The following is a 26568-nucleotide window of genomic DNA, read 5'->3' as shown; positions in this document are numbered from 1 at the left end:
GCGGACGCGGGGCGTCCGGCGGTGAGGGAACAGGCCCGAGCGCACCTAGGAGCATCCGATGCACAACGAGAAGGCCGAGCTGAGGTCACGCCTGCTGACCCGCCGTCGGGAATCTTCACCCGAATGGCGGGAAACCGCCGCCCTGGCCCTGGCCGAGCACGCGGTGGCGCTGGCCGCACCGGGCTCCACCGTGGCCGCCTACGTCTCGGTCGGCGGCGAACCGGGCACCCGGCCGCTGCTCGAGGCGCTGCGCGGGCGGGGGGTGCGGGTGCTGCTGCCGGTGCTGCTGCCCGACAACGACCTGGACTGGGCCGAGTACCAGGGCCCGGAGCGGCTCGCCCCGGCCGGGCGCGGCCTCCTGGAACCCACCGCGGAACGGCTCGGCCCGGAGGCCGTCCGCACGGCCGAGCTGGTGCTGCTGCCCGGTCTCGCGGTGGACCACCGGGGGCTGCGGCTCGGGCGCGGCGGCGGCTCCTACGACCGGGTGCTGGCCCGGCTGGCCCGGGCCGGGGCCGAACCGCTGCTGGTCACCCTGCTCTACGCCGAGGAGTACCTGCCCGAGCTGCCGGCCGAGGAGCACGACCGGCCGGTGCACGCCGTGGTGACCCCGGACGGGGTCACCAGGATCGAACGGGGCTGACCGTCGGGCCCTCAGCCGTTGGTCAGCACCAGCTTGTTCTTGGTGGCGGCGTCGACCTTGTCGGTCGAGAACGCCCAGGGCAGCAGGTCGCCCCGGGCCCAGACGGCCGTCTGGTCGTTGTAGTTCGCATGGAAGGCGTGGCCCGAGGCACCGCCGACGTTGACCCACTGGGAGGCGTCGAAGTCGCTGAGGTCCACGACCATCCGCATCGAGGGCACCCAGTCCACCTCGTAGCCGGCCGCCGCGTTCCACCCGGTGGCGTCCACCGCGGCCGAACCGCCGGAGAGCTGGTACGGCCCGCGGTTGAGCAGCTTGTGCACCAGGCCGGAGGCGATCGAGGAGTCGTCGGTGCCCAGGGTGGGCTCCTTGAGCGTCAGGGTGTGCAGCCGGCCCCAGCTCCAGGTGGAGATGTCCTTGCCCATCTTGGAGGTGAGCTCCTGGCGGGCGTCCTTCATCGCCTCGGCGAGCAGGTTGCCCAGGCCCTTCTGCGGCCGGTGGTCGGAGTCGATGTAGTTCCACCAGCTGCTCTGCGGCTGCGTCAGCAGGGTGCGGACCACCTCCATCCAGCGGTCCCCGCCGTCCGGCTGGGCCTTCTTGGCGTCCCGGGTGCCGCACTCGGTGACGGTCACGGTGGAGCCCACCGCGTCCTCCGGCAGCGTCGGGTCGTGCTTCTGGCGCAGCAGGCAGTCGCCCTTGGCGCGCAGGTCGGCCGGGAACTTCTGGCCGAAGGCCAGGGTGAGCAGCTGGCGCCAGACGCCGTTGTAGTAGGCGGCGGCGGCCGAGGAGGCGTCCTGGTGGTAGTTCCAGTCCTTCAGCAGGTCCTGCGCCTCGCGGACGTACGGATCGGTGATGTTGACCTTGAGCAGCAGCGGCACCAGGGTCTGCGCCATCACGCTGGTGTTGTCCAGCTGCATCTGCTGCATGTCGTCCGGGGAGATCCGGCCGCCGTTCTTGAGCCGGCTCTCGATCTGGTCGGTGATCTCCTTGGCCCGGGTGCCGTACTCCCAGTCGTTGGTGAGCAGGTACGGGTAGCTCCGGTCGACCACGGCCTGGTTGGCCGTCACGATGTAGCCGACGGCCGGGTTGTAGCTGTAGGGCAGCGAGGCGAACGGGACGTAGTCCTTCTTCCAGTCGTAGGAGGAGTCCCAGCCCGGGGCCGGGTACCGGCCGTCGCCCTTGCCGCGGACCGGCACCAGACCGGGGGCCTGGTAGCCGATGTTGCCCTTGGTGTCGGCGTAGATCAGGTTCTGCGCGGGGACGGCGAAGTCGGCCGCGGCGCCCTGGAAGTCGGACCAGTTGGCGGCCTTGTCCAGCTTGAAGACGGCGTCCATGGTCTTGGCCGGCTTGAGCGCTGTCCAATCCAGCGCCACGCCGTAGCCACCGGCCCGGTCGGGCCCGGCGCCGGAGAGCGGGGCGTACTTGCCGACGTCCTGCTGCTCGGTGCTCTGGTCGGAGATCAGCGGGCCGTGACCGGTGGTGCGGACCGTGATGGTGCGGTCGGTGCCGCCGGCGACCTTGATGGTCTCCTTGCGGGTCTCAAACTTCCGGTCCTGGCCGTCCACCTGGTAGGTGTCCGGGCCGGTCACCTTCTCCAGGTAGAGGTCGGTCACGTCGGCGCCGAGGTTGGTGAAGCCCCAGGCGACGTCCTTGTTGTGGCCGATCACCACGCCGGGCATCCCGGCGAAGGTGAAGCCCGCCGTGTCGAAGCCGCAGGCCGGGCCGGTCTTCCGGCAGTGCAGGCCCATCTGGTACCAGACCGAGGGCATCTCGGGGCCGAGGTGCGGGTCGTTGGCCAGCAGCGGCTTGCCGGTGGTGGTGTGCGCGCCCGAGACCACCCAGGAGTTGGAACCGATGCCCTGGCCCTGCGGGCCGAGCAGCTGCGGCATCGCGGCGATCTGGTTCGAGATGCCGGTGAGCAGCGCCTGGGTGGTGGCCCGGCCCTGCGCCGTGCCTGCGGGGGCGGCCTGGCTGTCGACGGGCTGGTACTTGCCGTCCTTGCCGACCTGACCGGTCTTCACGATGGTGCCGTTGCGGTCGTACGGGTAGTCCGGGTAGAGCTGGGCGACCTGGTCCTGGCTGAAGTTCTGGGCCAGCAGCGAGCGGTCGATCTCCTCCTGGAGGTTGCCCGACAGGCTCCAGGCCATCGCCTTGAGCCAGGCCACCGAATCCACCGGGTCCCAGGCCTCGGGCTTGTAGGAGCCGTTGACCGCGCCGAGCATCGCGTACTCCACCGAGGCGGAGGCCCCGCCGGGGTGCTCGGAGAGCCAGGCGTTCACGCCGTCGGTGTAGGCCTTGAGGTACTTCTTGGTGTCGGGCGAGAGCTGGGTGTCGTACTCCTGCTGCGCGACCCGGCGCCAGCCCATGGTGCGCAGGAAGGAGTCGGTCTCGACCTGGCCCGACCCGAACATCTCGGAGAGCCGCCCGGCGGTGATGTGCCGTCGGACGTCCATCTCCCAGAACCGGTCCTGGGCCTGCACGTACCCCTGGGCCCGGAACAGGTCCTCGGAGGTGTCGGCGTAGAGCTGGGGGATCCCGTTGGCGTCCCGCTTGACGTCCACCGGGGTGGACATCCCGGCCACCTTCACCGTGCCGGACACCTCCGGGAAGGAGGACCGGACGGTGCTGACGCCCCAGTACCCGCCGCCGGCCACCGCTGCCACCAGCAGGACGGCCAGCACGATCACGAACAGACGGGCGCGCCGGAACTTCTTCGAGCGGGGCATCTGATGGGTCCTTGGCTGGGGGTCGACGGCCGTGACAGGTCACCACATTAGGGCGACTCGGTCGGCGGACATGCATGGGGTGTGTCCACGAGTGGGACGAACTGGACCCTACCGGCTGGACCTTACCCGCCCTCGAAAGCCAAGACCTTCATAAAAGAACAGGTAAAATGTTAGACTGGGTAACGACACTTCTCCGTGGCCGTCCGTCCGGGTGCGCCACCGCCCTGTCCGTACGCGCCACCGCCTGCGTCCCACCGCCTTACGTCTTACCGCCTCGCGTTCCACTGCATTGCGTCCCACCGTCTTGCGTTCCACCGTCTTGCGTTCCACCGTCTTGCGTTCCACCGCCTTGCGTTCCACCGCTGCCCGCCGCCCTTCACGACGACGAGGTGCCCCTGCGTGACCGTCGACCACCTGAACCGCTTCCTGCTCGAGTTCTCCGTGATCATGTTGGTCGCGGTGGTCGCGGTGCGTTTCGCGACCCGCTCCGGGCTCCCCAGCCTGCTCATCTACCTGGGGATCGGCGTCGCGCTCGGCCAGAACGGCCTGGGCATCACCTTCAACGACGCCTCGCTCACCCAGGTGCTCGGCTACGCGGCGCTCGTCGTCATCCTGGCCGAGGGCGGGCTCAAGACGAGCTACAAGGCCATAAAGCCGGTGATCCCGGCCGCCGTGGTGCTGGCCACCTTCGGCGTGGCGGTCAGCGTCTTCGTCACCGCCGCCGGGGCGCACTGGCTGGCCGGCTTCGACTGGCGCACCTCCCTGCTGCTCGGCGCGATCGTCTCCTCCACCGACGCCGCCGCCGTCTTCTCGGTGCTGCGCACCGTGCCGCTGCCACCCCGGCTGACCGGCCTGCTGGAGGCCGAGTCCGGCTTCAACGACGCACCCGTGGTGATCCTGGTGGTCGCCTTCGCCACCACCGGGCCGCTCGACTCCTGGTACGTGCTGGTCGGCACCATCCTGGCCGAGCTCGCGATCGGCCTGGCCGTCGGCTACGCCGTGGGGCGGTTGGGCGCCTACGCCGTCAAGCGCGTCGCGCTGCCCTCCTCGGGCCTCTACCCGATCGCCGTGATGGCCCTGGCCGTGCTCGCCTACGCCGGCGGCGCACTGCTGCACGGCTCCGGCTTCCTCGCGGTCTACATCGCCTCGGTGATCCTGGGCAACGCCAAGCTGCCGCACGGACCGGCCGTCCGCGGCTTCGCCGACGGACTGGCCTGGATCGGGCAGATCGGCATGTTCGTGGTGCTCGGACTGCTCTGCAACCCCGACACCATGGGCTCCTCCATCGTGCCCGCGCTGGTGGTCGGCGCCGTGCTGGTCTTCATCGCGCGGCCCGCCTCGGTGCTGCTCACCATGACCCCGTTCCGACTGCCCTGGCGGGAGCAGGGGCTGCTCAGCTGGGCCGGACTGCGCGGGGCAGTGCCCATCGTGCTGGCCACCATCCCGCTGGTGGCCGACGTGCCGCAGGCCGAGGAGGGCTTCAACGTCGTCTTCATCCTGGTGGTCGTCTTCACCCTGCTCCAGGGGCCGACCCTCCCGCTGCTGGCCAAGTGGCTCCGGGTCGGCGAGGGCTCGATCGGGCAGGACCTCGGCATCGAATCCGCTCCGCTGGAGCGACTGCACGGCCAGCTGCTCTCGGTCTCGCTCGCGGCCGGTTCGAAGATGTCCGGCGTCGAGGTCAGCGAACTGCGCCTCCCGGCCGGGGCCGCCGTCACCCTGGTCGTCCGGGACGGCAGCAGCTTCGTCCCCGACAAGGCCACCGTGCTGCGGGCCGGCGACGAACTCCTGGTGGTCACCACCGAGGAGGTCAGCGAGGCGGCCGAGCGGCGACTCCGCGCGGTGGACAAGGGCGGCAAGCTGGCGGGCTGGCTGTACGGGCGGCCGTAGCGGTCGAGCCGTGGGCACGGACGAGGATGCCGAGGCTCGACAGCCATACTCCTGTGCCACGGGCAGTCCCTTGCGCCATGGGCAGCCCTTTGTGCCATGGGCGGTCCCTTGTGCCATGGGCGGTCCTTTCGGTTCTTCGTCAGCTACGCGGGTAGCTGTTTCGGTTCGTGTGTTCCGTGTGACGTTCACCTTGCGTTCCTGGGCGAAACGGCAGGATTGGCGATACCATGGGAGACACAAGCTTCTGGTACCTGTTCGTACCTACCTGAACACCCGCTACATCTGTCTGATGCAGAGTTGGCGCGACCGCTCGGCGGCCCTGGTCCCCACCGGACTCGGGTATCACCCCGGTCGACGCGCGAGAGGACGACTCTCGGCGCCGTCGGGGCCACCCACACCCCGTCCGCGCTACCAGGCAGCAGGAAGGACCGACCGTGACGGCCCCCGCCCCGGTCGAAACCCCCGCCCCCGCCCGAGTCGGCTACGGAGCCCTGCTCCGCACCCCCGGCGCCTGGACGTTCCTGGCCCCGGCCTTCGCCGCCCGCCTGCCCTACGCGATGCTCAGCATCGGCATCATGCTGCTGGTGCTCGACAACGGCGGCTCCTACGGCACGGCCGGCCTGGTCGCCGCCGCCTCCGCCGTGGCCCAGGCCTTCATCGGCCCGCAGACCGGCCGCCTCGCCGACCGGTACGGACAGACCGCCATCCTGCTGCCCGGCATCCTGGTGCACGCCGTCTCGGTCGGCGCCCTGATCGCGCTGGCCGTCGGACACGCCCCGACCTGGACGCTCTACCTCGCCGCCGCCTCGGCCGGCGCGAGCGTGCCGCAGATCGGCGCGATGGTGCGGGCCCGCTGGGTGGCCAAGTTCTCCGGCCCGGCCGGCTCCCCGCAGAAGCTGAACACCGCCTTCGCCTTCGAATCCGTCACCGACGAGTTCACCTTCGTGATCGGCCCGGTGCTGGCCACCGCCATCGCCACCACCGTCACCCCCTCCGCCGCCCTGATCACCGAGGCCGCCCTCACCGTGGCCGGCGGTCTTGCCTTCGCCGCCCAGCGCGGCACCGCCCCGGCGCGGCACCCCAAGACGGCCGGTGCCGAGCGGGTCTCCGCCCTCACCTCCCCGGGCGTCCGCCTCCTCGCGGGCTCCTTCCTCGGCGTGGGCTCCGTCTTCGGCGCCCTGCAGGTCTCCATCACCGCCTTCGCCCGGGCCGCCGGCCAGGAGAGCCTCAACGGGATCGTCTACGGCGTCTTCGCCGGCGGCTCGATGCTGGCCGGTGTGCTGTACGGGATGATCGCCTGGCGGCGCTCGGCCCGTCAGCGGATGCTCATCAGCTACGCGCTGCTCGTGCTCGGCTGCTCGACCCTGTGGGCGATGCCCAACCTCGCCACCCTGGCCATCGCCGGCCTGGTCTGCGGCCTCGCCATCGCGCCGACCCTGATCACCGGCTACACCCTGGTCGAGTCCCTGGTCTCCGACGGTGCCAAGACCGAAGCCTTCACCTGGCTGACCGGCGCGATCGGCCTCGGCCTGGCGGTCGGCTCCACCGTGGCCGGCCGGATGATCGACGGGCACGGCCCGTCGGCCGGCTTCCTGGTGCCGATCGTCGGGGCCGGGCTCGGCCTGGTCGCGCTGATCACCCTGCGACACCTGCTGGTGCCGCAGACCCAGCAGAGCCGGACGGTGGCCCGGAGCAGCTCCGCCACTGCGGGTGCCACCGGTCGCTCCGGCGGCAGCAACGCCGGGAGCGGGCAGTTGGTCGGCGCCTCCGCCGGTGGCGCCAAGGGCTGACCTCACCCTCGGGAGGGGGTGGGGTCCCCCACCCCCGAGAGGAGGTGGGCTCCGCCCCTCCCGAACCCGGTTTCGCTCCGCGACCGGCCCCGCCCCGCATCTGCGACCGGACCCATCTCACATCTGCGGCCGCTGGACTCAACCAGCGGAATGCCGCATCATTGACCATCGTTAGCACTCATCAGGCGAGAGTGCCAGGGGGAAGTGCAGGAGGAAGATCAAGTGCCCACGTACCAGTACCAGTGCACCGAGTGTGGCAACGGCCTGGAGGCGGTGCAGAAGTTCACCGACGACGCGCTGACCACCTGCCCGGACTGCCAGGGGAAGCTCCGCAAGGTCTTCTCGGCCGTGGGCGTGGTCTTCAAGGGCTCCGGTTTCTACCGCACCGACAGCCGGTCCTCCTCGACCAGCTCGGTGAGCGCCTCCTCCGGCTCGACCTCGTCCTCCTCGACGTCGTCCACCCCGGCCGCCTCGACCCCCGCCCCGGCGGCCTCGTCGAGCAGCAGCGCCGGCACCGGCTCCGCGAGCTGACCTCCGGCGGCGACGCTCCCGTGCGTCGGCCCTCCGCGGCGACCCCGACCGGCCACCACCTGCTTCCGGCGGTCGCACCGGCCGCACTGGCCCCGCCACGTGCTCCCGCCGCCTACGCCGCCCGACCGCTCCGGCTCGGGTAGGCCGCACACACTCCAACTGGGCTCGGCACCTTTCTGGTGCCGAGCCCAGTGGCATTTCACCCGTCCGAGTGACATTAGTTATCCACACCCCCGGGTTATCCACAGCCTGGGGATTCGGACTTCCGTACCGCCTCCGCCCCGGCGCACCCTGATCCCGGCGAACCCACCGAGGGCCCGCCCGAGCCGCCCGGCCACCGCACCAGCGCCCGGCCCCGGCTCGCCCGGACAGCAGCCCACGCAGCCCACCAGAGGCGGTGATCCCCCCATGACGACTCCCCAGTCCTCCCCCTTCCCGAGTCCCCTCTCCCGACCTGACGACATTCCCACCCGCCCCGCCAGGACCCGGCACCCCCCGGAGCCCGCGCCTGCCCACCAGCCGCCCAGCTCCCAGCCCGCCCCACCCCACTCCTCAGGTCCACGCCCCGCCCACCACACACCCGGCTTCCCGACCGCCCCGGGCCGGCCGACGGCCGCGATCCCCACCGACCACGCGTACGGGTACCGAATCGCTCCGGGCCACCCTCCGGCCACGAATCCCGCCGACCACGCCTCCAGGACACCCAGCACGCCCAGAGCACCCACCACCCCGTACCCAGCGGCGGGTGAGAGCCCCACCAGCCACACGTACGGGCCCCTGACCACCCAGGCGCACCCGCCCGGCGCGCACCCTGGTCACCAAGCGCACGGGTCCCCGCCCACCCCACCGCACCCCGCAAGCGCGGACCCCACCGACGACAGGTACGCGCCCCCGGGCCCGCTGGCACACCCGCCAGACGTACTCCCCGCCGCGCGCCCTCACGGCTCCCCGACCACCCCGGGCCAACCGGCAGGCACCACCCCCACGTACACACCCCCAGCCACAGCCACCCACCCGCCACGGGCCGCTCCTCCGGGCCAGCTGCACCTCCCCCAGCCCGCTCCGACCCGGTCACCAGTCGCCGAACTCGCCCATACCCCCGCCCGCACCCCCACCAGCACTCAGCCTGGCCACCCGGCGACCGACCACCTCCGCACCCCCATCCAGACCCCCATCCGCACCCCCGAGCCGACCTACGACCCCACGCCCTCCCGAACGCCTCCCACGGGACCGTCTCCTGACCCCGCACCCGGTCGGGCGCCCCTCCAGAGCCAGCACGCCGCCCAGTTCACCGTCCCCGGCAGTAGCGCCCACAGCTTGGCCAACCGACCGCACCAGTACCCCCTCGACCCTCGGCACCGAGCCCCGCTCGGCCCGCCGCCGCCCCGGCGGGGTCGAACGGTGGTGCCCGCCCCCGGTCCTGCTGTACCGCCCCGCCGCGCCCTACCCGATTTCGCACCCATCCGACGCGGCTCCGGCGGCCGACACCGGCTCCAACAGGCCGTCCGTCACCGACCCGGCGTGGTGGTGGCCGGGCTACTGGCCGCCTCCACCTCCCTCACCGCCGGCCCCCTGCGCCACGGCCCGCCGCCCTTCCACGCCTCGGTCACCGCAGCCACGACCCCGACCACAGCCACCGCCGACGACGAAGCCCTCACCCCGGCCGAGCCGACACAGACCACCACCAGCCACCGATCGCCCACATCTGCCCCCACTCCCACCCCTGCGCCTGTGCCTGTGCCTGTGCCTGTGCCTGTGCCTGCAGCGCCCCAGGCCAGCACCGCGCCCACCGCGCCCACCGCGCCCACCACACCCACCGCGCTCCAACCTCCCCGGCACCCCGAGACCCCCACCCTCATCTGCGACTGCTCGCCACCGCCCGGGCCCCAGAGCACCACCCCGCCCCAGCTCACCGGGCCCCCAGCCCAGCCCGCCACCCACCACACCGAGCCCGTACCCAGTCCCGCTCCCCCGCCGGCACCCCCGCCACCACCGGCGTCGGCGCAACGGTCCCCTCGCACCGCCTCCACCGCACCGCCGCAGCCCCAGCCCCACCGAGCCACGCCCAACCAGAACCCCGCACCACCCCACAGAGCCGCACGCCCCCAGGAGGTCACACCGTCGTCCCGAGGAGCCGGCCAGCCCCACCACCACACACCCGATGAGCTGCCGCGACGGGCAGGCGGCGGCAGACACCGCCGTACCTCCGGCGTCCACGCAGCACCATCCGCCGCGTCAACCAGACGCCGTCGAATTCACCCGTGACCAGTCCGACAGATCGTCGTTCAGCGCGGCATGAAGGGCTTCAAGGAATTCCTGCTCCGCGGCAATGTCATCGACCTCGCCGTCGCCGTCGTGATCGGCGCGGCCTTCACCAACATCGTCAACGCCTTCGTGAAGGGCGTCATCAACCCCATCGTCGGCCTGTTCGGAAGCGAGGACCTGGCCTCGTACTCGTCCTGTCTCAAGGGCCCCTGCGCCATGGACGAGGCGGGCAACGTCACCTCCGGCGTCTACATCCTGTGGGGCTCCGTGCTCAGCGCGGTCTTGCAGTTCATCATCACCGCCGCCGTCGTCTACTTCGCCCTGATCGTCCCCATGAAGCGCTTCATGGCCAACCGCAAGACCCTCGAAGAGGCCTCCGCCGAGGCCGAGGCTCAGGAAGTCGTACTGCTCACCGAGATCCGCGACGCCCTCGTCCGCCAGAGCTGACCCCCCCAGCTCACCCCGGCTCGCCCCAGGTCACCCGTCCCCCTCCGACACCCACACCGCTCCACCCGTCCTGCCTTCACCGTCCCCTGACGACAGTCCCGTACCGTCCCGAGTCCTGTCCCCGGCCGCCTCACTCCCCGTGGTGCGGCGGCCGCTGACTCAGGTACCAGTCCAGCCCACGCTTGGCGCCGCCCGTCCCAGAGCTCTCACCCCAACCCCGGTCGGTGTCGTCACTGCTCTGCCGGTCCAGCGGATCACCGAAGACCAGCTTCGCCTTCCGCTCGGCCTCCGGCCGGCGCTCCCCGCCTCCCGTCCCCGGGTCCACCTGCTCACTCTGACCATCCCGGCCGGCCTGCCCGTTCACGTCGCCCTGCTCGCCCATACGTCCCACGACCTCTCGACTCCAACCAATCCCACGACTACCCACCGAACCGGCACCGGCCCGCCTACCTGCACCAGCCCACCGGCCCGCCTACCTCCACCGGCCCACCAGCAACTCTCGCCGTCCACCCAGCCTAGGCCGCACCACAGCCCGCCCCACCAACGGCAACGGGCCCCGGCCGCGCCCCGAAGGGTCGCCACCAGGGCCCGCTGCTCTCACCTCTGCTGGACACCGATCTACTGAACACCGACCACCAGCAATCAACAGCCGATCACCAGCCAGGACAGTCACCGATCACCGCAGCACGTCAGACCGCCCCGACCAGCCTCAGGCCGCCTCGAAGCCCGAGTGGTCAGCGATCTTCTTCAGCTCGGCCAAGGCGTGCTTCTCGATCTGCCGGATCCGCTCACGGGTGAGACCGTGCTGCTTGCCGACCTCGGTGAGGGTCCGCTCGCGGCCGTCCTCCATCCCGTAGCGGGAGCGGATGATCGAGGCCGTCCGGTCGTCGAGGCGGCCGATCAGGTCGTCGAGCTCCTCGCGGCGGAGCATGACGAGGACGGCGTCCTCCGGCGAGGTCGCCCCGGTGTCCTCCACCAGGTCACCGAACTGGGTCTCGCCCTCGTCGTCGACCGACATGTTGAGGCTGACCGGGTCACGGGCCCAGTCGAGCACGTCCTTGACGCGCTGCTCGGTGGAGTCGAGCTCGGCCGCCACCTCGGCCGGGTCGGGCTCGCGGCCCAGCTCCTTGGCCTTCTCGCGCTGCACCCGGCGGATCCGTCCCAGCTCCTCGACGAGGTGGACGGGCAGCCGGATCGTGCGGGACTGGTCGGCGATCGACCGGGTGATCGCCTGCCGGATCCACCACGTCGCGTACGTGGAGAACTTGAAGCCCTTCGCGTAGTCGAACTTCTCGACCGCGCGAACCAGGCCGGCGTTGCCCTCCTGGATGAGGTCGAGCAGGGGCAGACCGCTCCGCGGGTACCGCCGGGCCACCGCGACCACCAGCCGGAGGTTGGAACGGATGAACACGTCCTTGGCCCGCTCGGCGTCCTCGGCTATGGCCTCCAGCTCCTCACGCTGGACACCCTCGGGCAGCGTGTCCTCGTCCAGCAGGTGCTGGGCGTAGACGCCGGCCTCGATGCGCAGCGAGAGTTCGACCTCCTCCGCGGCGTCGAGCAGCGGTGTCCTGGCGATCTCGTCGAGGTACATGCCGACGAGGTCGCGGTCGGCCTCGTAGTTGGTCGGGCGGGCCGAGCGAGTCCGGTCGGCCCTGTCGCGAACGACGGCACGAGTGGCCATGCTTGCTCCCTTACAGCTGGTGCCGGTCGGCTGGATTCAGCCCCTGCCCGTCCGACTGGTTGTCGCCCTCTTCAAACCGGGCTGCCGCCCGGCCGGGGCCAGCCGGGGCAAGAGACGTGCGGGCCCCTCTCGGAGGCTCACACGTAACGATCCAACGCACAGAAAAAAGACAACATTCCCAACTCGTCCAGTTTTCTCTCTCGATGCAGTATCCTGCGACATTTATCCCGGGCTTATCGACCGTGAGTGACCACGCCGCGACCTGGAGTGTCACTCCGTGCGCGCACAACGGACAGCGGACACACACCACCCGTCCGCATGCCCTCCGCACAAAAGATGCCAAATCGCTATGCCTCCGGCACAGGTTCACGCACTCCCCCTGGGAAGGTGTCAGCCATGCACCTGTCCACCGACGGCACCCGCGCCGACGCCGGCACCACGCTCGGCGCCGGGCCGGCCCTCGCCGTCCGCCGCAGCACACTCCGCCACGCCGGCCTGGCGCTCGGCTGCGCCGCGCTGCTCGGCACCTTGCTCGCCCTGGTGGAGACCCACTGGGGCCCGCTGGCCCGGCTCGACCGGAGTTGGGTGGACGGTCTGCACGGCTTCGCGCGCGACCACACCGCCTGGACCGCCTCGATGCAGACGCTGACCGACATCGGCGGGCCGCTCACCATGCGGGTACTGCTCGGCCTGGTGGCCGGCTGGCTCTGGGTGATCGGCGCCCGGGTGCTGGCCGGCTGGGCCGTCGCCCAACTGCTGATCGGCTGGCTGGCCGACGCGGTGGGCAAGAGCCTGGTCGGCCGGGCCCGCCCGTCCTTCCCGGACCCCGTCGCGCACGCCCCCGGCTTCTCCTTCCCCTCCGGGCACGCCCTCGCCGCCGCGGTCACCTGCGCCGCCCTGCTGGTGCTGGTCTGGCCGCAGGCCAACCGGGCCGGCCGAGTGGCGGCCTCCATCGCGGCCGGGCTGGCCACCTTCGCGGTCGGCTGGACCCGGATCGCCCTCGGCGTGCACTGGCCGAGCGATGTCCTGGCCGGCTGGTTGACGGCCGGCCTGCTGCTCGGCGCCGTCACGGTGGCCGTCGAACTCTGGCGCCCCGGCGCCCTCGCCCGCGACGCCCGCCGGGTCAACTGGCGAACCAGACCCCGGGTGCAGCGCGTCCTCGCCGAGGACGGCCAGACCACCGACCACGCGGACCACTTCGACGCTGCCGACCCCAATGACCCCACCGACCCTGCCAGCCCTGCTGGCCCTGCTGGCCCTGCTGGCCCTGCCAGCCCCACCGCCCCGCGCCAGGATGAGTAGCAGCGCGACCGAAGGGACGGGCAGCCCGCATCCCGCCCGATTCTGACGGTCGGTGAGAAAGGTCACATTGACCGACCGGAACCGCCGAATCCCCCTGATCGGCGACGTGGCGGACGCAAAGCTCCGTACAGGGAACAGACAAAAGCCCTCCAAATCGGGGCATTAGCCCCACTCATGACCCGATCGGGACCCTGCTGTCGTGCTCCTGCGCAAGTCGCCGAGATCTCGGGCACACGACACACGGCTCCCCAACGAGTGCCGAGGTGAGGCAGACTGCTCCGGCTGGGTGCACCTGCGCTCACCCCGGTGTGGAGGGCCCGCAGCTCCACCGCCCAGGCACCGAGTGACGGGGGTCCGATGACCATGAACAGGACGGGCGAGTCCCACGGCTCGTACGGCGACCCGCCCACCATGCCCTTGCGGCAGGTGCCCGACTACCCCGGTGTCCCCCCGCAGGTGCCCTCCGCCGCCGCGCCCGCCCCCGGCATGCCCGGCCAGCGCGCTCCGCACCAGCCGCCGTACCCCGCCGCCCAGCCCCAGCCGGTCCAGCCTCCGGGCCAAGGCCAAGGCCAGCCGCAGGCCCAGTCGGCACCGCCGACCAAGGAGCAGCAGGCCGCCTCGACCGGCCGCAACGGTCTGATCATGGCGATGGGTTCGCTGGCCTCGCGCGCGCTGGGCTTCGTCCGGAGCGCGATGATCATCGCTGCGCTCGGCAGCCGCGGTGTCGGCGATGCCTTCAACGTCGGCAACTCACTGCCCAACATCGTTTACATGATGCTCATCGGCGGCGCCCTCGCATCGGTGTTCGTCCCCGAGCTGGTGCACGCCGCGCAGACCCACAAGGACGGCGGTGCCGCCTACACCGACCGGCTGCTGACCCTGTGCGGCGTGCTGCTGGTGGTCCTCACGCTCGGCGCGTGGCTCTTCGCGCCGGCGATCGTCGACCTCTACTCCAACTACAGCGGCGCGCAGCGCGACCTCACCATCGCCTTCGCCCGCTACTGCCTGCCGCAGATCTTCTTCTACGGCCTGTTCACCCTGCTCGGCCAGGTCCTCAACGCTCGCGACAAGTTCGGCGCGATGATGTGGACACCGGTGCTGAACAACGTGGTGGCGATCGGCGTCTTCGGCCTCTTCATCGCGATCAGCGACCACACGGCCGACATCAAGGCCGAGCAGATGACCTCGGGCCAGACGATGCTGCTCGGCCTGGGCAGCACCCTGGGCATCGTGATACAGGCGCTCGGTCTGCTGCCCTCGCTGCGCGCGGCCAAGTTCCGCTACCGGCCACGCTTCGACTGGCGGGGTGCCGGGCTGGCCAGACCGCTTCGCTCGGCGGGCTGGGCACTGCTGCTGGTGCTCGTCACCCAGCTGTCCTTCGCCGTCATCACCCAGCTGACCACCGGCGCGGGCTCCCAGGGCGAGGCGCTGCACCTGCCCGGTGTCGGCAACGCGGCCTACAACTCGGCCTACCAGCTCTTCGTGGTGCCCCAGGGCGTCATCACGATCTCACTGGTGACGGCGCTGCTGCCCCAGATGTCCCGGTCCGCCACGGCAGGGAACCTGCCAGCGATCGGCCGGGACCTCGCGGGCGTCCTCCGGACCTCTGCTGGAATGATCATCCCGGCCACGGTGCTGATGGTCGCCCTGGCGGGCCCGATCTGCCGGGTCGCTTACCTGCACGGGACCCGGGTGACCGCCGCCGACGTGCAGGTCATCTCCCAGACCCTGATCGCCTTCGCGATCGGCCTGCCCGCGTTCTGCGCGCAGTACGCGCTGGCCCGTGGGTTCTACGCGATGGGGGACGCCAAGACGCCGTTCTGGCTGACCGTCGCCACCACCGGGACCAACGCCGGGCTCTCGCTGGTCGCGTACTGGGTCTTCTCGCCGCGTTGGATCATCATCGGGATGGCCGGCGCGCAGACCGTCGCCTGCGTGGTCAGCATCGTGCTGACCGGCTGGGCACTGGGCCGCCGCCTGCGGCAGTCGCCGGCGCCCGCCCCGCTCCAGGCCGCCGTGCCGCAGCAGCCGCGGCCGGCCCACCCCCAGCAGCCCCCGCAGCCGCAGCAGCAGCCGCAGGGCCCGGACGCCACGATGATGCTCAATCTGCGCCGCCCCGCCCCGGACAGCGAGGCCACCATGATGCTCAACCTGCGCCAGGGCGCGGCCGGCACCGGCGCGGCCCAGCGGAGCGCCGCCGGCAAGGGCGTTGCGGGCAGGAGCGGGCTGGACGGGGTCCGCGTCGTGGTGCTGCACGTGATGCTCACGCTGGCCTGCGTGCCGGGTGCGCTGGCCGGCCACTGGCTCGCCGAATCCACCGCGAGCGCCCTCGGCGGCGGCCTGATCGGCAATCTGATCGGCCTGGGCCTGGGCTCGGTCACCGTGCTCGCCTCGCTCTTCCTGCTGGCCCGCCCGCTGGGCGCCGGGTCAGCCGTGGCCCCGCTGGCCCGGAAGCTGCGCCTGCCCTACCCCACCCCGGCTGCCGCCACCAACGGCAACGGCAACGGTGGCAAGCACCGCCGCTGAGCGGAAGAGCAGCAGAGCAACCGAGCGGGCGAGCGGGCGAGCGGGCGACCGCCCCGGACTCGAAACGGAGCCCCTGACCATTGGTCAGGGGCTCCGGTGCAGCATGCACCCGGTGCGGTTCCGCTTCCGGGTGATCTGTGACAGAGCCGTGACGCCCCGGACAGTTCCGCGCCACCGAGGTGGCCAGGTAGAGGTGTTAGCGTCCTCTCGTCTCCTCCGTGTACGGCGCACCGGCCGGTGGTCCACCCCATAGCCGAGTGCCCCCGGGGAGAGCGCTGACCAGATTCCAGCCGTCGGCCGGTACACAGGGGAAGGTCCAGAGACTCCGTATGACTGCCATACAGGGAGCCCGCTCCGGTGAGGGCACGCAGCGTGCCACGGCCGGGAGCACCCGCCGTCGCAAGCACCGGCTGACCGCTCCGCTGGCCATCGCCGCCGCCCTGGCCACCTCCGCCTCCTGCCTGGCGCTGGCCGGCACCGCCACCGCCGCCTCGGCCCAGGCCCAGGACCAGGCCCAGGCCCAGGCTCAGGACCAGAACCAGAACCAGGCCCAGGACCAGGCGACCAACGGGCTGCAGCAGCAGTTCGCCGCCGCCGCGGCCGAGTTCAAGGTGCCGGCGAGCGTGCTGATCGCGCTCTCGTACCAGCAGACCCGCTGGGAGTCGCACCAGGGCGCGCCGAGCACCACCGGCAACTACAACGTGATGGGCCTGACCCAGGTCGACGCGGCCGCCGTCACCAAGGCCCTCGCGAACGGCCCGGGCCCCGAGGTCGACGGCCGGGGCGAGGACGCCCCTGCCAGTACCGCGCAGGCGCCCGCCCCCGCCGTGGTGGACGGCCCCGCGCTGCACACCCTGGACGCCGCCGCCAAACTGCTGGGCCGCCCGGCCGACCAGTTGAAGACCGACTCCGCGCAGAGCATCCGCGGCGCCGCCGCCCTGCTGGTCCGGTACCGGAAGGAGCTCGGCCAGGCCCCGGCCGCCGACCAGGCCACCGACCCGGGTGCCTGGTACGGCGCCGTGGCGAGGTTCAGCCAGTCCCCGGACGCCGCGAGCGGCGACGCCTTCGCCGACCGGGTGTTCGCCACCCTGCGCACCGGCGCCGCCGGCACCACCTCCGACGGCCAGTCCGTCCGGCTCGCCGCCGACCCGAACGTCCGCACCCCCAGGGTGGCCACCGCCCAGGCCCCGGCCACCGCCCAGGCCCCGGCCGCCGCGCCGCGCTCGCTCGCCGCCGACACCCAGCAGGCGGCTGCACAGCAGGCCGACTGCCCGGCCGGACTCGGCTGCGACTTCAACCCGGCCGCGTACGCGCTGACCAACCCCAACGACAAGACCTCGTACGGGAACTACAACCAGGCGAACCGTCCGGCCGACGGCGACAAGATCAACTACATCGTCATCCACGACACCGAGAGCGGCTTCGACAGCGCGATCAGGACCTTCCAGGACCCGGCCTCGGTGGCCAGCGCGCACTACATCGTCCGCTCCGGCGACGGTCACGTGACCCAGCTGGTGGACAACAAGAACATCGCCTGGCACGCCGGCAACAAGTCGATCAACATGCACAGCATCGGCATCGAGCACGAGGGCTACGCCTTCCCGACCGACAAGCCGACCTGGTACTCCGAGCAGCTCTACCAGTCCTCCGCGACCCTGGTGAAGTACCTGGCCGCCAAGTACGGGATCCCGCTGGACCGGCAGCACGTCATCGGCCACGACGACGTGCCCGGCCCGATCCAGTCCCTGGTCAACGGGATGCACTGGGACCCGGGCACGTTCTGGGACTGGAACCACTACATGGACCTGCTCGGCGCGCCGGTCAAGGCCGACGCCGGTGGCCTGCTGGCCATCGGCGGCAAGGTGGTCGTCTCGCCCGCCTTCGACGCGAGCAACCAGCCGCCGGTGGACGGCACCGCCGACCGGCCGCAGAACTTCGTCTACCTGCGCACCTCGCCGGACGCCAACGCCCCGCTGATCAACGGCGGTTCGACCAAGGCGGCCGACTGGACGGACAAGGCCGTCACCGGCGCCAGCTTCGTGGTGGCCGACCTCTCCGGTGACTGGACGGCGATCTGGTACGGCGGCGTCAAGGCCTGGTTCTACAACCCGAGCGGCACCACCGGCGTCGCCGACCAGGGCACCGACGCACCGGTGCTGACCCCGAAGGCCGGGCTCGCGAGCATCCCGGTCTACGGCCGCACCTATCCGGAGCAGTCCGCGTACGCGGCGTACCCGGGTCTCTTTGCCCCGGGGCAGGCGCCCGCCCCGCTGACCGCGACCATCGCCGCCGGTCAGGGCTACGTGGCCGGCGGCGACTCGCAGGTGCCGGGCTACTTCTACTACGCCCAGACCATCGACGGCAGCGCGCCGCACGACCGGACGCTGGTGGTCGGCAACGACACCTACTTCCCGATCCGGTTCAACCACCGCCTCGCCTTCCTGAAGTCCACCGACGTGGACGTGGTCTACCCGTCCGGTGGCTACACCCCGTACGGTCCGACCCGCGTCATGGACACCCGGATCGGGCAGGGCGTCGCCAGGGGAGCGGTGAACGGCGGCGGCACCGTCTCGCTCAAGGTCACCGGCAGCGGCACCGGCATCCCGGCCGACGCCACCTCGGTGATCCTGAACGTGACCGCCGTCGGCCCGACCGCCGGCAGCTACGTGACGGTCTACCCCAACGGGCAGCCCAGGCCGCTCGCCTCGAACCTCAACTTCGTGGCCGGGCAGACCATCCCGAACCTGGTGGTCGTGCCGGTCGTCAACGGCAAGGTCAACTTCTACAACCAGGCCGGCTCGGTCAACCTGGTCGCCGACGTGACCGGGTACTACTCGCCGCGCGGCGCCTCGAAGTTCACCACCACCACGCCGACCCGGCTGCTCGACACCCGCGCCGGCCTGGGCGCCGCGAAGGCCCCCGTCGGCCCCGACGGCAAGGTGACCCTGGACATCGCCGGCAAGGCGGGCGTGCCCGCCAACGCCACCGGCGTGGTGCTGAACGTGACGGCCACCGGCCCGACCGCCTCCAGCTTCGTCACGGTCTACCCGAACGGCGGGACGATGCCGACCGTCTCGAACCTCAACTTCACCGCCGGGCAGACCATCCCGAACCTGGTGGTGGTGCCGATCACCAACGGCAAGGTCGACCTCTACAACAAGGCCGGCAGCGTCAACCTGATCGCCGACATCACCGGCTACTACACCCCCAGCGGCGTCTCGAAGTTCACCAGCGTGGGCCCGGCCCGCCTGCTGGACACCCGGACCGGCCTCGGCGCCGCCAAGGCCGCCCCGGTGGGCCCGGACTCGGCCATCGCCCTCCAGGTCGCCGGCAAGGCCGGCCTGCCGGCCACCGGCGTCAAGGCGGTCGTGCTGAACGTCACCGCCGTCACCCCGACCGCCCCCGGCTTCGTCGCGGTCTACCCGAGCGGCACCTCGCTGCCGACCGTCTCCAACCTGAACTTCACCACCGGGCAGGTCATCCCGAACCTGGTGATCGTGCCGGTCGGTGCCGACGGCAAGGTGTCCCTCTACAACAAGGCCGGCAACGTCAACCTGGTCGCCGACATCACCGGCTACTACACCGGCTGAGCCGCACCGCCCTGACCGGTGGCCCGGCCCCCGCCCACCCGGGTGGAGGCCGGGCCACCGGCGTACCCCCAACCCGTTACCGGAGCCACCGTGACCGATTCCCCCAGCACCCAGAGCGTCCTCACCGCCGTCTCCGCCGCCGCCCACCGCTTCGACCGGCCCGTCCGGATCACCGAGGAGATCGGCGCCGACCGGACCTCCGCCGCGCTCACCGCCGCCCCCTCCGCCGACCCGGCGGAGTTCTTCGCGCACGAGGCGCTGATCGAGCTGGGCGGCCAACCCGCCGTCGAGGTCTGCCTGTTCACCCACGAGGACGCCCGGGTGACGGTGGACGGCGTGGCCTTCGACGTGCCCAAGGCCTCGGTGGCCGCCTTCCTCGCCGCCGTCTGGTCCGGCCTGGCCCACGTCCGCACCCGCGCCTTCCCGCCCGCCACCACCCTGGTGGTCGCCGTGCCCGGCGAGCCGAGCTACCGGGAGCCGGTGCCGCTGCCGACCCTCACCCCCTGGCTGGCCCGGATCACCCGCTGAGCAAGCCGCTCGCGCCGCTTCAATCCCGGCTTGGCCGGGGGCGCTGTGGTCTGATCTGAGCAGGACGAACGCTCGTAGAGAAAGGCGCCCACCCTGTGCCGTACGACGACCTCCGTGCCTACCTCGACGCCCTCGACCTCGAACAGCAACTCCTACACATCACCGAGGAGTTGGACACCGAACTCGGCCTGCCCCGGGCCGTCCGGGCCGCCGCCGAGCTGGGTGACCACGCGCCCGGGCTCTACCTGGACAACCTGCGCGACCACCCCGACGCCCAACTGACCACCGGCCTGCTCGGCTCCTGGGCCAACCACGCCGTCGCGCTCGGCCTGCCCGTGCGCACGCCGCTCCGCACCCAGGTCGAGGAGTTCGGCCGCCGTTGGGAGGCCGTCCCGCCCGCACCCACCGTCGACCGCGCCGACCCGCCCTGGGACGAGTACGCGCTGTTCGGCGCAGAGGTGGACCTCGGCGCGCTGCTGCCGCTGTTCGGCACCGCCGAGGAGGACCAAGCCCCCGACCCCGCCGACCGGGCCCTGGTGCTCACGGCCCTTCCTGCCGGCCCGGAGCCCTACGGCCGGCTCTGCCGCTTCGAGGCCCGCTCCCGCAACCGCCTCACCCTACGGCTCGACCCCGCCGACCCGCTCGCCCGCCACCCGCTGACGGCCGACCTCCCGGTGGTGCTCTCGCTCGGCAACGACCCCCTGCTCACGGTGGCCGCAGCCACCACCGGCCCCACCGCCGGGGGAAGTTCGCCGGACGGCCGCTCGTGCTTCGAGCTTGCCGCCGCCCTGCGGCAGGCCCCCTGCCCGGTGACGGCCGCACCCCTCACCGGGCTCACCGTGCCCTGGGGCAGCGAGCTGCTGCTCGAAGGGGTGATCGAGGCCCGGGTGCCCGGCCCCTGCCGGTCCCCCGTGGTCCGGGTCGACCGGGTCGCCCACCGCGCGAGCCCGGTCTTCGACTCGCTGCGCCCCCCTGCCGATCAGCCCACCGAACACCTCACCGGCCCGGCCACCAGCGTCCGGCTGCTCCGCCGGCTGCGTGCCGTCCACCCCGAGGTGCGGGCCGTCAACGCCGTGTACGGGGACGGCCGACTGGCCGTCCTCGCCCTGGCCCCGCGTCACCCCGCCCTGGTCGAGGCCGTCACCGCCCACTGTCGCGCCCTCGCCCCCGAACTCTCGGTGATCACCGTGGACGACTCCGTCGACCCCTTCGACCTCCCCCAGGTGCTCCGCGCCCTGGCGGCCGGCCCGGCCCGGCTGCTAGACGCCACCCGCCGCCCGGCCGCCGTCCCGGCCTGACCAGGCCCCTCAGCGGGAGGCCAACTGACGGTCAGCCACCTCCGACCCTCCGACCACCGGCGCACTCCGCACCACGTCCGCCGCCTGCTGGAGACCCGCGCCCCGGGTCTCCTCCGCCCAGAGCACGCACACCAGCCACCCCGCCGCCGTCAGCCCGGCCGCGATCAGCATGGTCGGGCCGATGCCGATCCCGCTCAGCGCGAGCGGCAGCAGGTACGTGCCGACGGCGGCGCCGATCCGGCTCACCGAGGTCGCGAACCCCACCGCCGTGGCCCGGATCCGGGTCGGGAAGAGCTCGTTCGGGTAGGTCCAGTCGAGCACGTTCGGGCCGCCGCAGAGGAAGGCGTACGCGCACAGGGCCAGCAGCGCGAGCAGCGCCGGAGCCGTGGGCCAGACGCCGAGGAAGGCCAGCGGCACGATCATCAGCGCGAACGACCAGATGATGGTGGGCCGTCGGCCGTGGGTGTCGATCGCGCGCAGCGCCGGGTAGCAGCCGACCAGGAAGACCAGGCTGATCACGCCGGTGCCGAGGGTGTCCATCGCGGTGCCGCCCGGCATCCCGAAGGAGCCGAGGATCTGCGGCCCGAAGGTCAGCATCGCGAACAGCGGCGCCACCTGGCAGAGGAAGAACAGCCCGCAGAACAGCGTCCGCCGCCGGTACTCGGGGCTGAACAGCTCACGGAACCCGCCCGCGCCGCCTTGATCGTCCGTTCCGGCCGTCAGCTCGGCGACCGTCACCTCCCGGCCCAGGTGCTTGCGGACCACCGCGACGGCCTCCTCGCCGCGGCCGTGCTGCGCCAGCCAGAGCGGCGACTCCGGCGACCCGCGCCGCACCACCAGGAAGAACCCGCAGAGCAGCGCCGAGCTCGCCAGCATCCAGCGCCAGCTGCCGTCCCCGCCGAGGCGGAGGAAGAGGTAGCCCACCACGTACGCCAGCACCGAGCCCGCGTACCAGGCGACGATCTGCTTGCCCAGCAGCCGCCCCCGGTCCTTGATCGGCAGCCACTCGGCCAGCAGCGAGGTCGCGATCGGGTAGTCGGCGGCCACCGCCATGCCGAGCACGAACCTCAGCACCACGATCACCCAGACGTCGGTGGCCCAGAACGAGGCCACCGAACACGCCACCATCACCAGCAGGTCGGCGGTGTACATCACCTCCCGCCCGACCTTGTCCGTCAGCACCCCGAACACCGCCCCGCCGACGAACATCCCGATCAGCGCCGCGGCCCCGATCAGGCTCACCTCGGCGGCGCTCAACCCCAGTTCCGGCTTCATCCCGATCAGGGCCACCCCGACGATGCTCAGGATGTACCCGTCGAGCAAGGGCCCGCCCGAGCAGGCCAGGGCGAGCCGCCGGTGGAACGGGCTGTACGGCGCGGTGTCTATGACGGTCGACATGGAACTCGGATCTACTCGGGGACAGGACCGGTCGGCCCTCGCACCGGGCTCCCGGCGCCAAGACCAACTCACCCACCCTGCCCCCGATCTTCACTCCCTACTTAGGGACTTTGGTCACCCGTCGGCATGTCCTTGGACCCTTCACCCCCACCGGGTGCCGGTCCCTTCACCCCCACCCCGGACTCGGCGGCAACGGCCAAGTCGGCGGCGCGGGCCAGCCGTTCTCCCCCGGGCCACGTCCGCTCAACCAGGCGAGCAGCACGTGTCCGGGCGCACCGACCACCGGACCCTCGCCGTCGACTCGCCAACTCCGGCCGAGGTCCGTCGCCTTGACCTCCCCCACCGGGAACTCCCGTGCCGCCAAAGCCGCCAGGGTGTCGTCCAGCGCCCACCGCACGTACGCCGCCGACCAGTCCGCCGGCCGGTACCCGACCGCCAGGTCCACGTGGTGCGTCTCGATCTCCCGCCAGCACCGGTTCACCGTGTACCAGGCCGGATGCCGCCACCCCGGCAGCGCCGAGACCAGGAACTCCCACCGCTCGGCCGGCATCCCCGCCACCGCCTCCTCCAGCGTCGCCAGCCTGCCGCGCAGCTCCGCCGCCAGCTCGCCGCCGCTCCCGCCGGCCCCGGCCTCGACCGCCGCGGCGATCTCCGCCCCGGTCGCCCGCGGCCCCGGCTGCACCCCGTCCCGGGCCCAGGCCAGCAACCACAGGTACGCGTCGATGCTCCGCACCACGTGCGAGGCGGCGTACCCCCGGCTCCACCCGGCCAGCCCCGAATCCCCCCGCACGGCCGCCTCGTCCAACCCCGCCAGCCCCCGAGCCATCCGCTCGCCGGCCGCCATGACTTCCCCGATGACAGTGATCACCCGCGCACCCTAGAGCCCCGGCGCGCGCGGGCGCGAGGGCGCGCGGGCCGGGCAGACCGTCGGGGCCAGGCGTCGGGTCCAGGCGTCGGGGCCGGGCGTCGGGCGGGCCGAGGTCCGACGCCCCGCATCTGTGGGAGGGTGAACCGGTCACGGTCCCCGGCAGCCCGCCGCGGGCCTCCCGGGTCCGGACCACCGGAGCGGCCCGGGCCGCCGCCTTCCCGACCCATCCGAGGCCACCGCCATGCCCGTCCCGCCGGACCCCGCCCGTCCCACTGCGCCGGGCGGCCCCTCGACCGGCCCGAAGCGCCGGGACGCGGCCCGCAACCGGCAGGCCCTGATCGACGCGGCCCGCGAACTCTTCGCGCGGGAGGGGCTCCAGGTGCCGACGGACCGGATCGCCAAGGCCGCCGGGATCGGCAACGCCACCTTCTACCGGCACTTCCCCGACCGCGACGCGCTGGTGGAGGAGATCTTCCGGGGCACCGCCGAGACGCTCGGCGAGGCCGCCGCCGAGGCCCTCGCCCGGGACGAGGCCTGGCCCGCCCTGGCCGGCTACTTCGAGCGGATCTTCGCCCTGGTCTCCCGCGACCGCGGCCTCAACGACCTGGTCACCGCCGCCGCCGGCCGTTCGGCCTTTCTCGACGACATCTCCCGGGGCAACGCGGCCACCGTCACCACCCTGGTCGCCCGCGCCCAGGAGGAGGGCACCCTGCGCACCGACGTGGCGGCCATGGACGTGCTCGTCCTGATGGGCCCGCTGCTCCGGGCCATGCCCGCCCTGGTCGCCGACCACCCCGAGGGGTGGCGCCGCCCGCTGGCCCTGCTCCTGGACGCCTTCCGCCCCACCGGCCACCCCCTCCCGGGCACCCCGGTGCCCCCGGAGCGGCTCGACCAGACCTTCAGCCGGCTCTGGCAGACCTGAGCCCCGGCCGGGAGCGGGTTCAGTTGGGGCAGTACGTGCTCGGCGGCCGCCACTCCGGCCCGACCAGCCGCCGTTCCAGCTCGCTCGGGGTGATCCTGATCCCCACCGTCCCGGCCAGCCCCACCCGCAGCCGGCTGACGGCCAGGGTGACCATCGCCGTCAGGCCGTACTTGTCGATCAGCGAGCTGCGGTAGCGGGCCGTCGCGTCCGCGTCGCAGAGGCCGGCCCGGGCCGGCACCGGCTGTCCGGTCGGCCGCCCGTGGGCGTCGCACGGACCGACCAGCACCCGGGACCGACGCCGGATCCGCCGGGCCTCGCCCGAGTCGGCGGGGGCCCAGACCCCGAGCGCCGGCCCGTCGGCCACCACCCACAGCCGGCTGGCGTGGGCCCGGCCACCGGTCTCGTCGAAGGTGGTGAGGAGCAGGTACTTACTGTCGGCGAGCTGGTCGGCCGGGTTGCGCACGGTGTCCTCCCTCGGTCGGCAGCGCCGGTCAGTGGCCGTGGCCCGCGGCGCTCTCGCGGTACTCCTCGGCGGTGGGCTTCGGCACCCGGGCGTGCTCCCCGTGGATGCCCTGCGACAGACCCGCCCGGAGCCGGTCGAGCGCACCGGCAGGGCGCGCCACGCCGTTGGCGTCCGCCGGAGCGGGCAGTGCGATCGGGCCGGGCTGCTCGTGCGCGGTGAGCTTGAACAGCTCGTCCTGCGGCAGCGGGGCGTGGACCTCGACGAACTCGCCGTGCGGCAGGCGCTTGATCACCCCGGTCTCCCGGCCGTGCAGCACCTTGTCGCGGTCGCGGCGCTGCAGCCCCAGGCACCACCGCTTGGTCACCCAGAAGGTGACCACCGGCACCAGGAAGAACCCCGCCCGGGCGGCGTAGGTGATGGTGTTGAGCGAGAGGTGCAGGTGCGTCGCGAAGAGGTCGTTGCCGCCGCCCACCAGCATCACCAGGTAGAGGCTGATCCAGGCCGCCACGAGTGCGGTCCGCACGGGCGCGTTGCGCGGGCGGTCGAGCAGGTGGTGCTCCCGCCCGCTCCGGGTGGCCCACCCCTCGATGAACGGGTACGCGGCGATGGCCAAGAGGATCACCGGGAAGAGGGTCAGCGGGATGAAGACCCCCAGGTTGAGGGTGTGCCCCCAGGCCCGGACCTCCCAGCCCGGCATCACCCGGATCAAGCCCTCGGCGAAGCCCATGTACCAGTCCGGCTGGGCGTCGGTGGAGACCTGGTCCGGGCGGTACGGGCCGTACGCCCAGATCGGGTTGATGGTGGCGATCGCGGACATCAACGCGATCACGCCGAACACCAGGAAGAAGAAGCCACCGGCCTTGGCCAGGTAGACCGGCATCAGCGGCATGCCGACCACGTTCTGCTCGGTCCTGCCGGGCCCGGCCCACTGGGTGTGCTTGTGGTGGAAGACCAGGATCAGGTGGGCCACCAGCAGCCCCACCATGACGCCGGGGATCAGCAGCACATGCACGGTGAACAGGCGCGGCACGATGTCGGTGCCCGGGAACTCCCCGCCGAACAGGAACATCTGCAGGTACGAGCCGACCAGCGGCACCGCCAGGACGGCGCCCTCCATGAAGCGGATGCCCGTGCCGGAGAGCAGGTCGTCCGGGAGCGAGTAGCCCATGAAGCCGTCGAACATGCCGAGGAACAGCAGCAGGAAGCCGAAGACCCAGTTGATCTCACGGGGCTTGCGGAACGCCCCGGTGAAGAACACCCGCATCATGTGCACGAACATCGCCGCGATGAACACCACGGCTGCCCAGTGGTGGATCTGACGGATCAGCAGCCCGCCCCGCACCTCGAAGCTGATGTCCATGGTGGAGGCGTATGCCTCGGACATCCGGATGCCGTTCAGCGGGGCGTAGGCCCCGTGGTAGACCACCTCACCCATGCCGGGCTTGAAGAACAGCGTCAGGTAGACACCCGTCAGGATGATGATGGCGAAGCTGTAGAGGCAGATCTCCCCGAGCATGAAGGACCAGTGGTCCGGAAAGATCTTGCGCAGGTTGGCCCTGGCCACGGTGTAGACCCCCAGCCGGCCGTCCGCCCAGTCCGCAGCACGCTGCCCCCGCCCCCGCCCCGGATCCTGACGCTGGATCATGCCCACGCCCCTCGCTCGACCCCAAACGGGGATAGCTCCCCGTTTCAGTCTCACCATAGCCTCC

The 26568-nt window shown here is 72.1% G+C and carries 18 protein-coding genes; 11 read left to right on the top strand and 7 right to left on the bottom strand.

What is annotated here, in order from left to right; all coding sequences use genetic code 11:
- The first annotated feature begins 58 nt into the window (after positions 1–58).
- Positions 59–640, top strand: coding sequence for a 5-formyltetrahydrofolate cyclo-ligase (locus CFP65_RS22885; protein WP_104817951.1), 582 nt, complete (start codon positions 59–61; stop codon positions 638–640).
- An 11-nt stretch (positions 641–651) separates the two neighbouring features.
- Here CFP65_RS22885 and CFP65_RS22880 read toward each other — a convergent pair whose 3' ends face one another.
- Positions 652–3363: a penicillin acylase family protein gene (locus tag CFP65_RS22880; protein WP_104817950.1), complete on the bottom strand. Its 2712-nt coding sequence runs from the start codon at positions 3361–3363 to the stop codon at positions 652–654.
- 447 nt (positions 3364–3810) lie between these two features.
- Here CFP65_RS22880 and CFP65_RS22875 point away from each other — a divergent pair, with 447 nt between their 5' ends.
- The 4 genes from CFP65_RS22875 (at position 3811) to mscL (ending at position 10283) form a co-directional block, all read left to right on the top strand.
- The gene (locus tag CFP65_RS22875; RefSeq protein ID WP_254553058.1) at positions 3811–5250 is read left to right on the top strand and encodes a potassium/proton antiporter; all 1440 of its coding nucleotides are present in this window, start codon (positions 3811–3813) and stop codon (positions 5248–5250) included.
- 434 nt (positions 5251–5684) lie between these two features.
- Complete coding sequence (locus CFP65_RS22870; protein WP_104817948.1) at positions 5685–7040, top strand: MFS transporter; 1356 nt, start codon at positions 5685–5687, stop codon at positions 7038–7040.
- A gap of 222 nt (positions 7041–7262) precedes the next feature.
- Positions 7263–7571: an FmdB family zinc ribbon protein gene (locus CFP65_RS22865; protein WP_104817947.1), complete on the top strand. Its 309-nt coding sequence runs from the start codon at positions 7263–7265 to the stop codon at positions 7569–7571.
- Between the two features lie 2295 nt (positions 7572–9866).
- A complete protein-coding gene (gene mscL, locus CFP65_RS22855) occupies positions 9867–10283 on the top strand; it encodes a large conductance mechanosensitive channel protein MscL (RefSeq protein ID WP_104817945.1) in 417 nt (138 codons plus the stop codon).
- 130 nt (positions 10284–10413) lie between these two features.
- Here the strand turns inward: mscL and CFP65_RS22850 are convergent, their stop codons facing one another.
- Both CFP65_RS22850 and CFP65_RS22845 read right to left on the bottom strand, forming a co-directional pair.
- A complete protein-coding gene (locus tag CFP65_RS22850) occupies positions 10414–10665 on the bottom strand; it encodes a hypothetical protein (RefSeq protein ID WP_371682546.1) in 252 nt (83 codons plus the stop codon).
- Positions 10666–10992: 327 nt separating this feature from the next.
- A complete protein-coding gene (locus CFP65_RS22845) occupies positions 10993–11964 on the bottom strand; it encodes a sigma-70 family RNA polymerase sigma factor (protein ID WP_104817944.1) in 972 nt (323 codons plus the stop codon).
- A gap of 396 nt (positions 11965–12360) precedes the next feature.
- On the opposite strand from CFP65_RS22845, the gene CFP65_RS22840 reads away from it, so the two are divergent.
- The 5 genes from CFP65_RS22840 (at position 12361) to CFP65_RS22820 (ending at position 21208) form a co-directional block, all read left to right on the top strand.
- On the top strand, positions 12361–13266 hold the full coding sequence (locus tag CFP65_RS22840; protein WP_104817943.1) for a phosphatase PAP2 family protein: 906 nt from the start codon (positions 12361–12363) through the stop codon (positions 13264–13266).
- A gap of 357 nt (positions 13267–13623) precedes the next feature.
- Positions 13624–15792 carry a murein biosynthesis integral membrane protein MurJ gene (gene murJ / locus CFP65_RS22835; protein ID WP_104817942.1) on the top strand — a complete coding sequence of 723 codons (2169 nt, stop codon included), beginning with the start codon at positions 13624–13626 and terminating at the stop codon, positions 15790–15792.
- Between the two features lie 329 nt (positions 15793–16121).
- Positions 16122–19382: an N-acetylmuramoyl-L-alanine amidase gene (locus CFP65_RS22830; protein ID WP_104817941.1), complete on the top strand. Its 3261-nt coding sequence runs from the start codon at positions 16122–16124 to the stop codon at positions 19380–19382.
- 90 nt (positions 19383–19472) lie between these two features.
- Positions 19473–19910: a hypothetical protein gene (locus tag CFP65_RS22825; RefSeq protein WP_104817940.1), complete on the top strand. Its 438-nt coding sequence runs from the start codon at positions 19473–19475 to the stop codon at positions 19908–19910.
- A gap of 95 nt (positions 19911–20005) precedes the next feature.
- On the top strand, positions 20006–21208 hold the full coding sequence (locus tag CFP65_RS22820; protein ID WP_104817939.1) for a UbiD family decarboxylase domain-containing protein: 1203 nt from the start codon (positions 20006–20008) through the stop codon (positions 21206–21208).
- A gap of 9 nt (positions 21209–21217) precedes the next feature.
- Here the strand turns inward: CFP65_RS22820 and CFP65_RS22815 are convergent, their stop codons facing one another.
- Both CFP65_RS22815 and CFP65_RS22810 read right to left on the bottom strand, forming a co-directional pair.
- A complete protein-coding gene (locus CFP65_RS22815) occupies positions 21218–22606 on the bottom strand; it encodes an MFS transporter (RefSeq protein WP_104817938.1) in 1389 nt (462 codons plus the stop codon).
- Between the two features lie 166 nt (positions 22607–22772).
- Entirely contained in the window at positions 22773–23474 is a 702-nt protein-coding gene (locus CFP65_RS22810; protein WP_254552522.1) for a maleylpyruvate isomerase family mycothiol-dependent enzyme, read from the bottom strand.
- 241 nt (positions 23475–23715) lie between these two features.
- Here CFP65_RS22810 and CFP65_RS22805 point away from each other — a divergent pair, with 241 nt between their 5' ends.
- On the top strand, positions 23716–24396 hold the full coding sequence (locus tag CFP65_RS22805) for a TetR/AcrR family transcriptional regulator (RefSeq protein ID WP_104817937.1): 681 nt from the start codon (positions 23716–23718) through the stop codon (positions 24394–24396).
- A 19-nt stretch (positions 24397–24415) separates the two neighbouring features.
- Here the strand turns inward: CFP65_RS22805 and CFP65_RS22800 are convergent, their stop codons facing one another.
- Positions 24416–24859 carry a PPOX class F420-dependent oxidoreductase gene (locus CFP65_RS22800; protein WP_104817936.1) on the bottom strand — a complete coding sequence of 148 codons (444 nt, stop codon included), beginning with the start codon at positions 24857–24859 and terminating at the stop codon, positions 24416–24418.
- 28 nt (positions 24860–24887) lie between these two features.
- Positions 24888–26504, bottom strand: a complete 1617-nt coding sequence (locus CFP65_RS22795) for a ubiquinol-cytochrome c reductase cytochrome b subunit (RefSeq protein WP_104821051.1) — start codon at positions 26502–26504, stop codon at positions 24888–24890.
- Positions 26505–26568: the final 64 nt, after the last annotated feature.

The organism is Kitasatospora sp. MMS16-BH015 (genome assembly GCF_002943525.1).
Lineage (GTDB): Bacteria > Actinomycetota > Actinomycetes > Streptomycetales > Streptomycetaceae > Kitasatospora.
The sequence above is the reverse complement of the archived record's forward strand: the minus strand, read 5'-3'. Positions and strand labels throughout refer to the sequence as shown.

Bases quoted from the DNA above. Each gene is read 5' to 3' on its own strand.
- CFP65_RS22805 (WP_104817937.1), top strand. From the start codon at position 23,716: ATGCCCGTCCCGCCGGACCCCGCCCGTCCCACTGCGCCGGGCGGCCCC.
- CFP65_RS22815 (WP_104817938.1), bottom strand. From the start codon at position 22,606: ATGTCGACCGTCATAGACACCGCGCCGTACAGCCCGTTCCACCGGCGG.
- CFP65_RS22840 (WP_104817943.1), top strand. From the start codon at position 12,361: ATGCACCTGTCCACCGACGGCACCCGCGCCGACGCCGGCACCACGCTC.
- mscL (WP_104817945.1), top strand. From the start codon at position 9,867: ATGAAGGGCTTCAAGGAATTCCTGCTCCGCGGCAATGTCATCGACCTC.
- CFP65_RS22795 (WP_104821051.1), bottom strand. From the start codon at position 26,504: ATGATCCAGCGTCAGGATCCGGGGCGGGGGCGGGGGCAGCGTGCTGCG.
- CFP65_RS22875 (WP_254553058.1), top strand. From the start codon at position 3,811: ATGTTGGTCGCGGTGGTCGCGGTGCGTTTCGCGACCCGCTCCGGGCTC.
- CFP65_RS22830 (WP_104817941.1), top strand. From the start codon at position 16,122: ATGACTGCCATACAGGGAGCCCGCTCCGGTGAGGGCACGCAGCGTGCC.
- CFP65_RS22880 (WP_104817950.1), bottom strand. From the start codon at position 3,363: ATGCCCCGCTCGAAGAAGTTCCGGCGCGCCCGTCTGTTCGTGATCGTG.
- murJ (WP_104817942.1), top strand. From the start codon at position 13,624: ATGACCATGAACAGGACGGGCGAGTCCCACGGCTCGTACGGCGACCCG.
- CFP65_RS22850 (WP_371682546.1), bottom strand. From the start codon at position 10,665: ATGGGCGAGCAGGGCGACGTGAACGGGCAGGCCGGCCGGGATGGTCAG.
- CFP65_RS22845 (WP_104817944.1), bottom strand. From the start codon at position 11,964: ATGGCCACTCGTGCCGTCGTTCGCGACAGGGCCGACCGGACTCGCTCG.
- CFP65_RS22885 (WP_104817951.1), top strand. From the start codon at position 59: ATGCACAACGAGAAGGCCGAGCTGAGGTCACGCCTGCTGACCCGCCGT.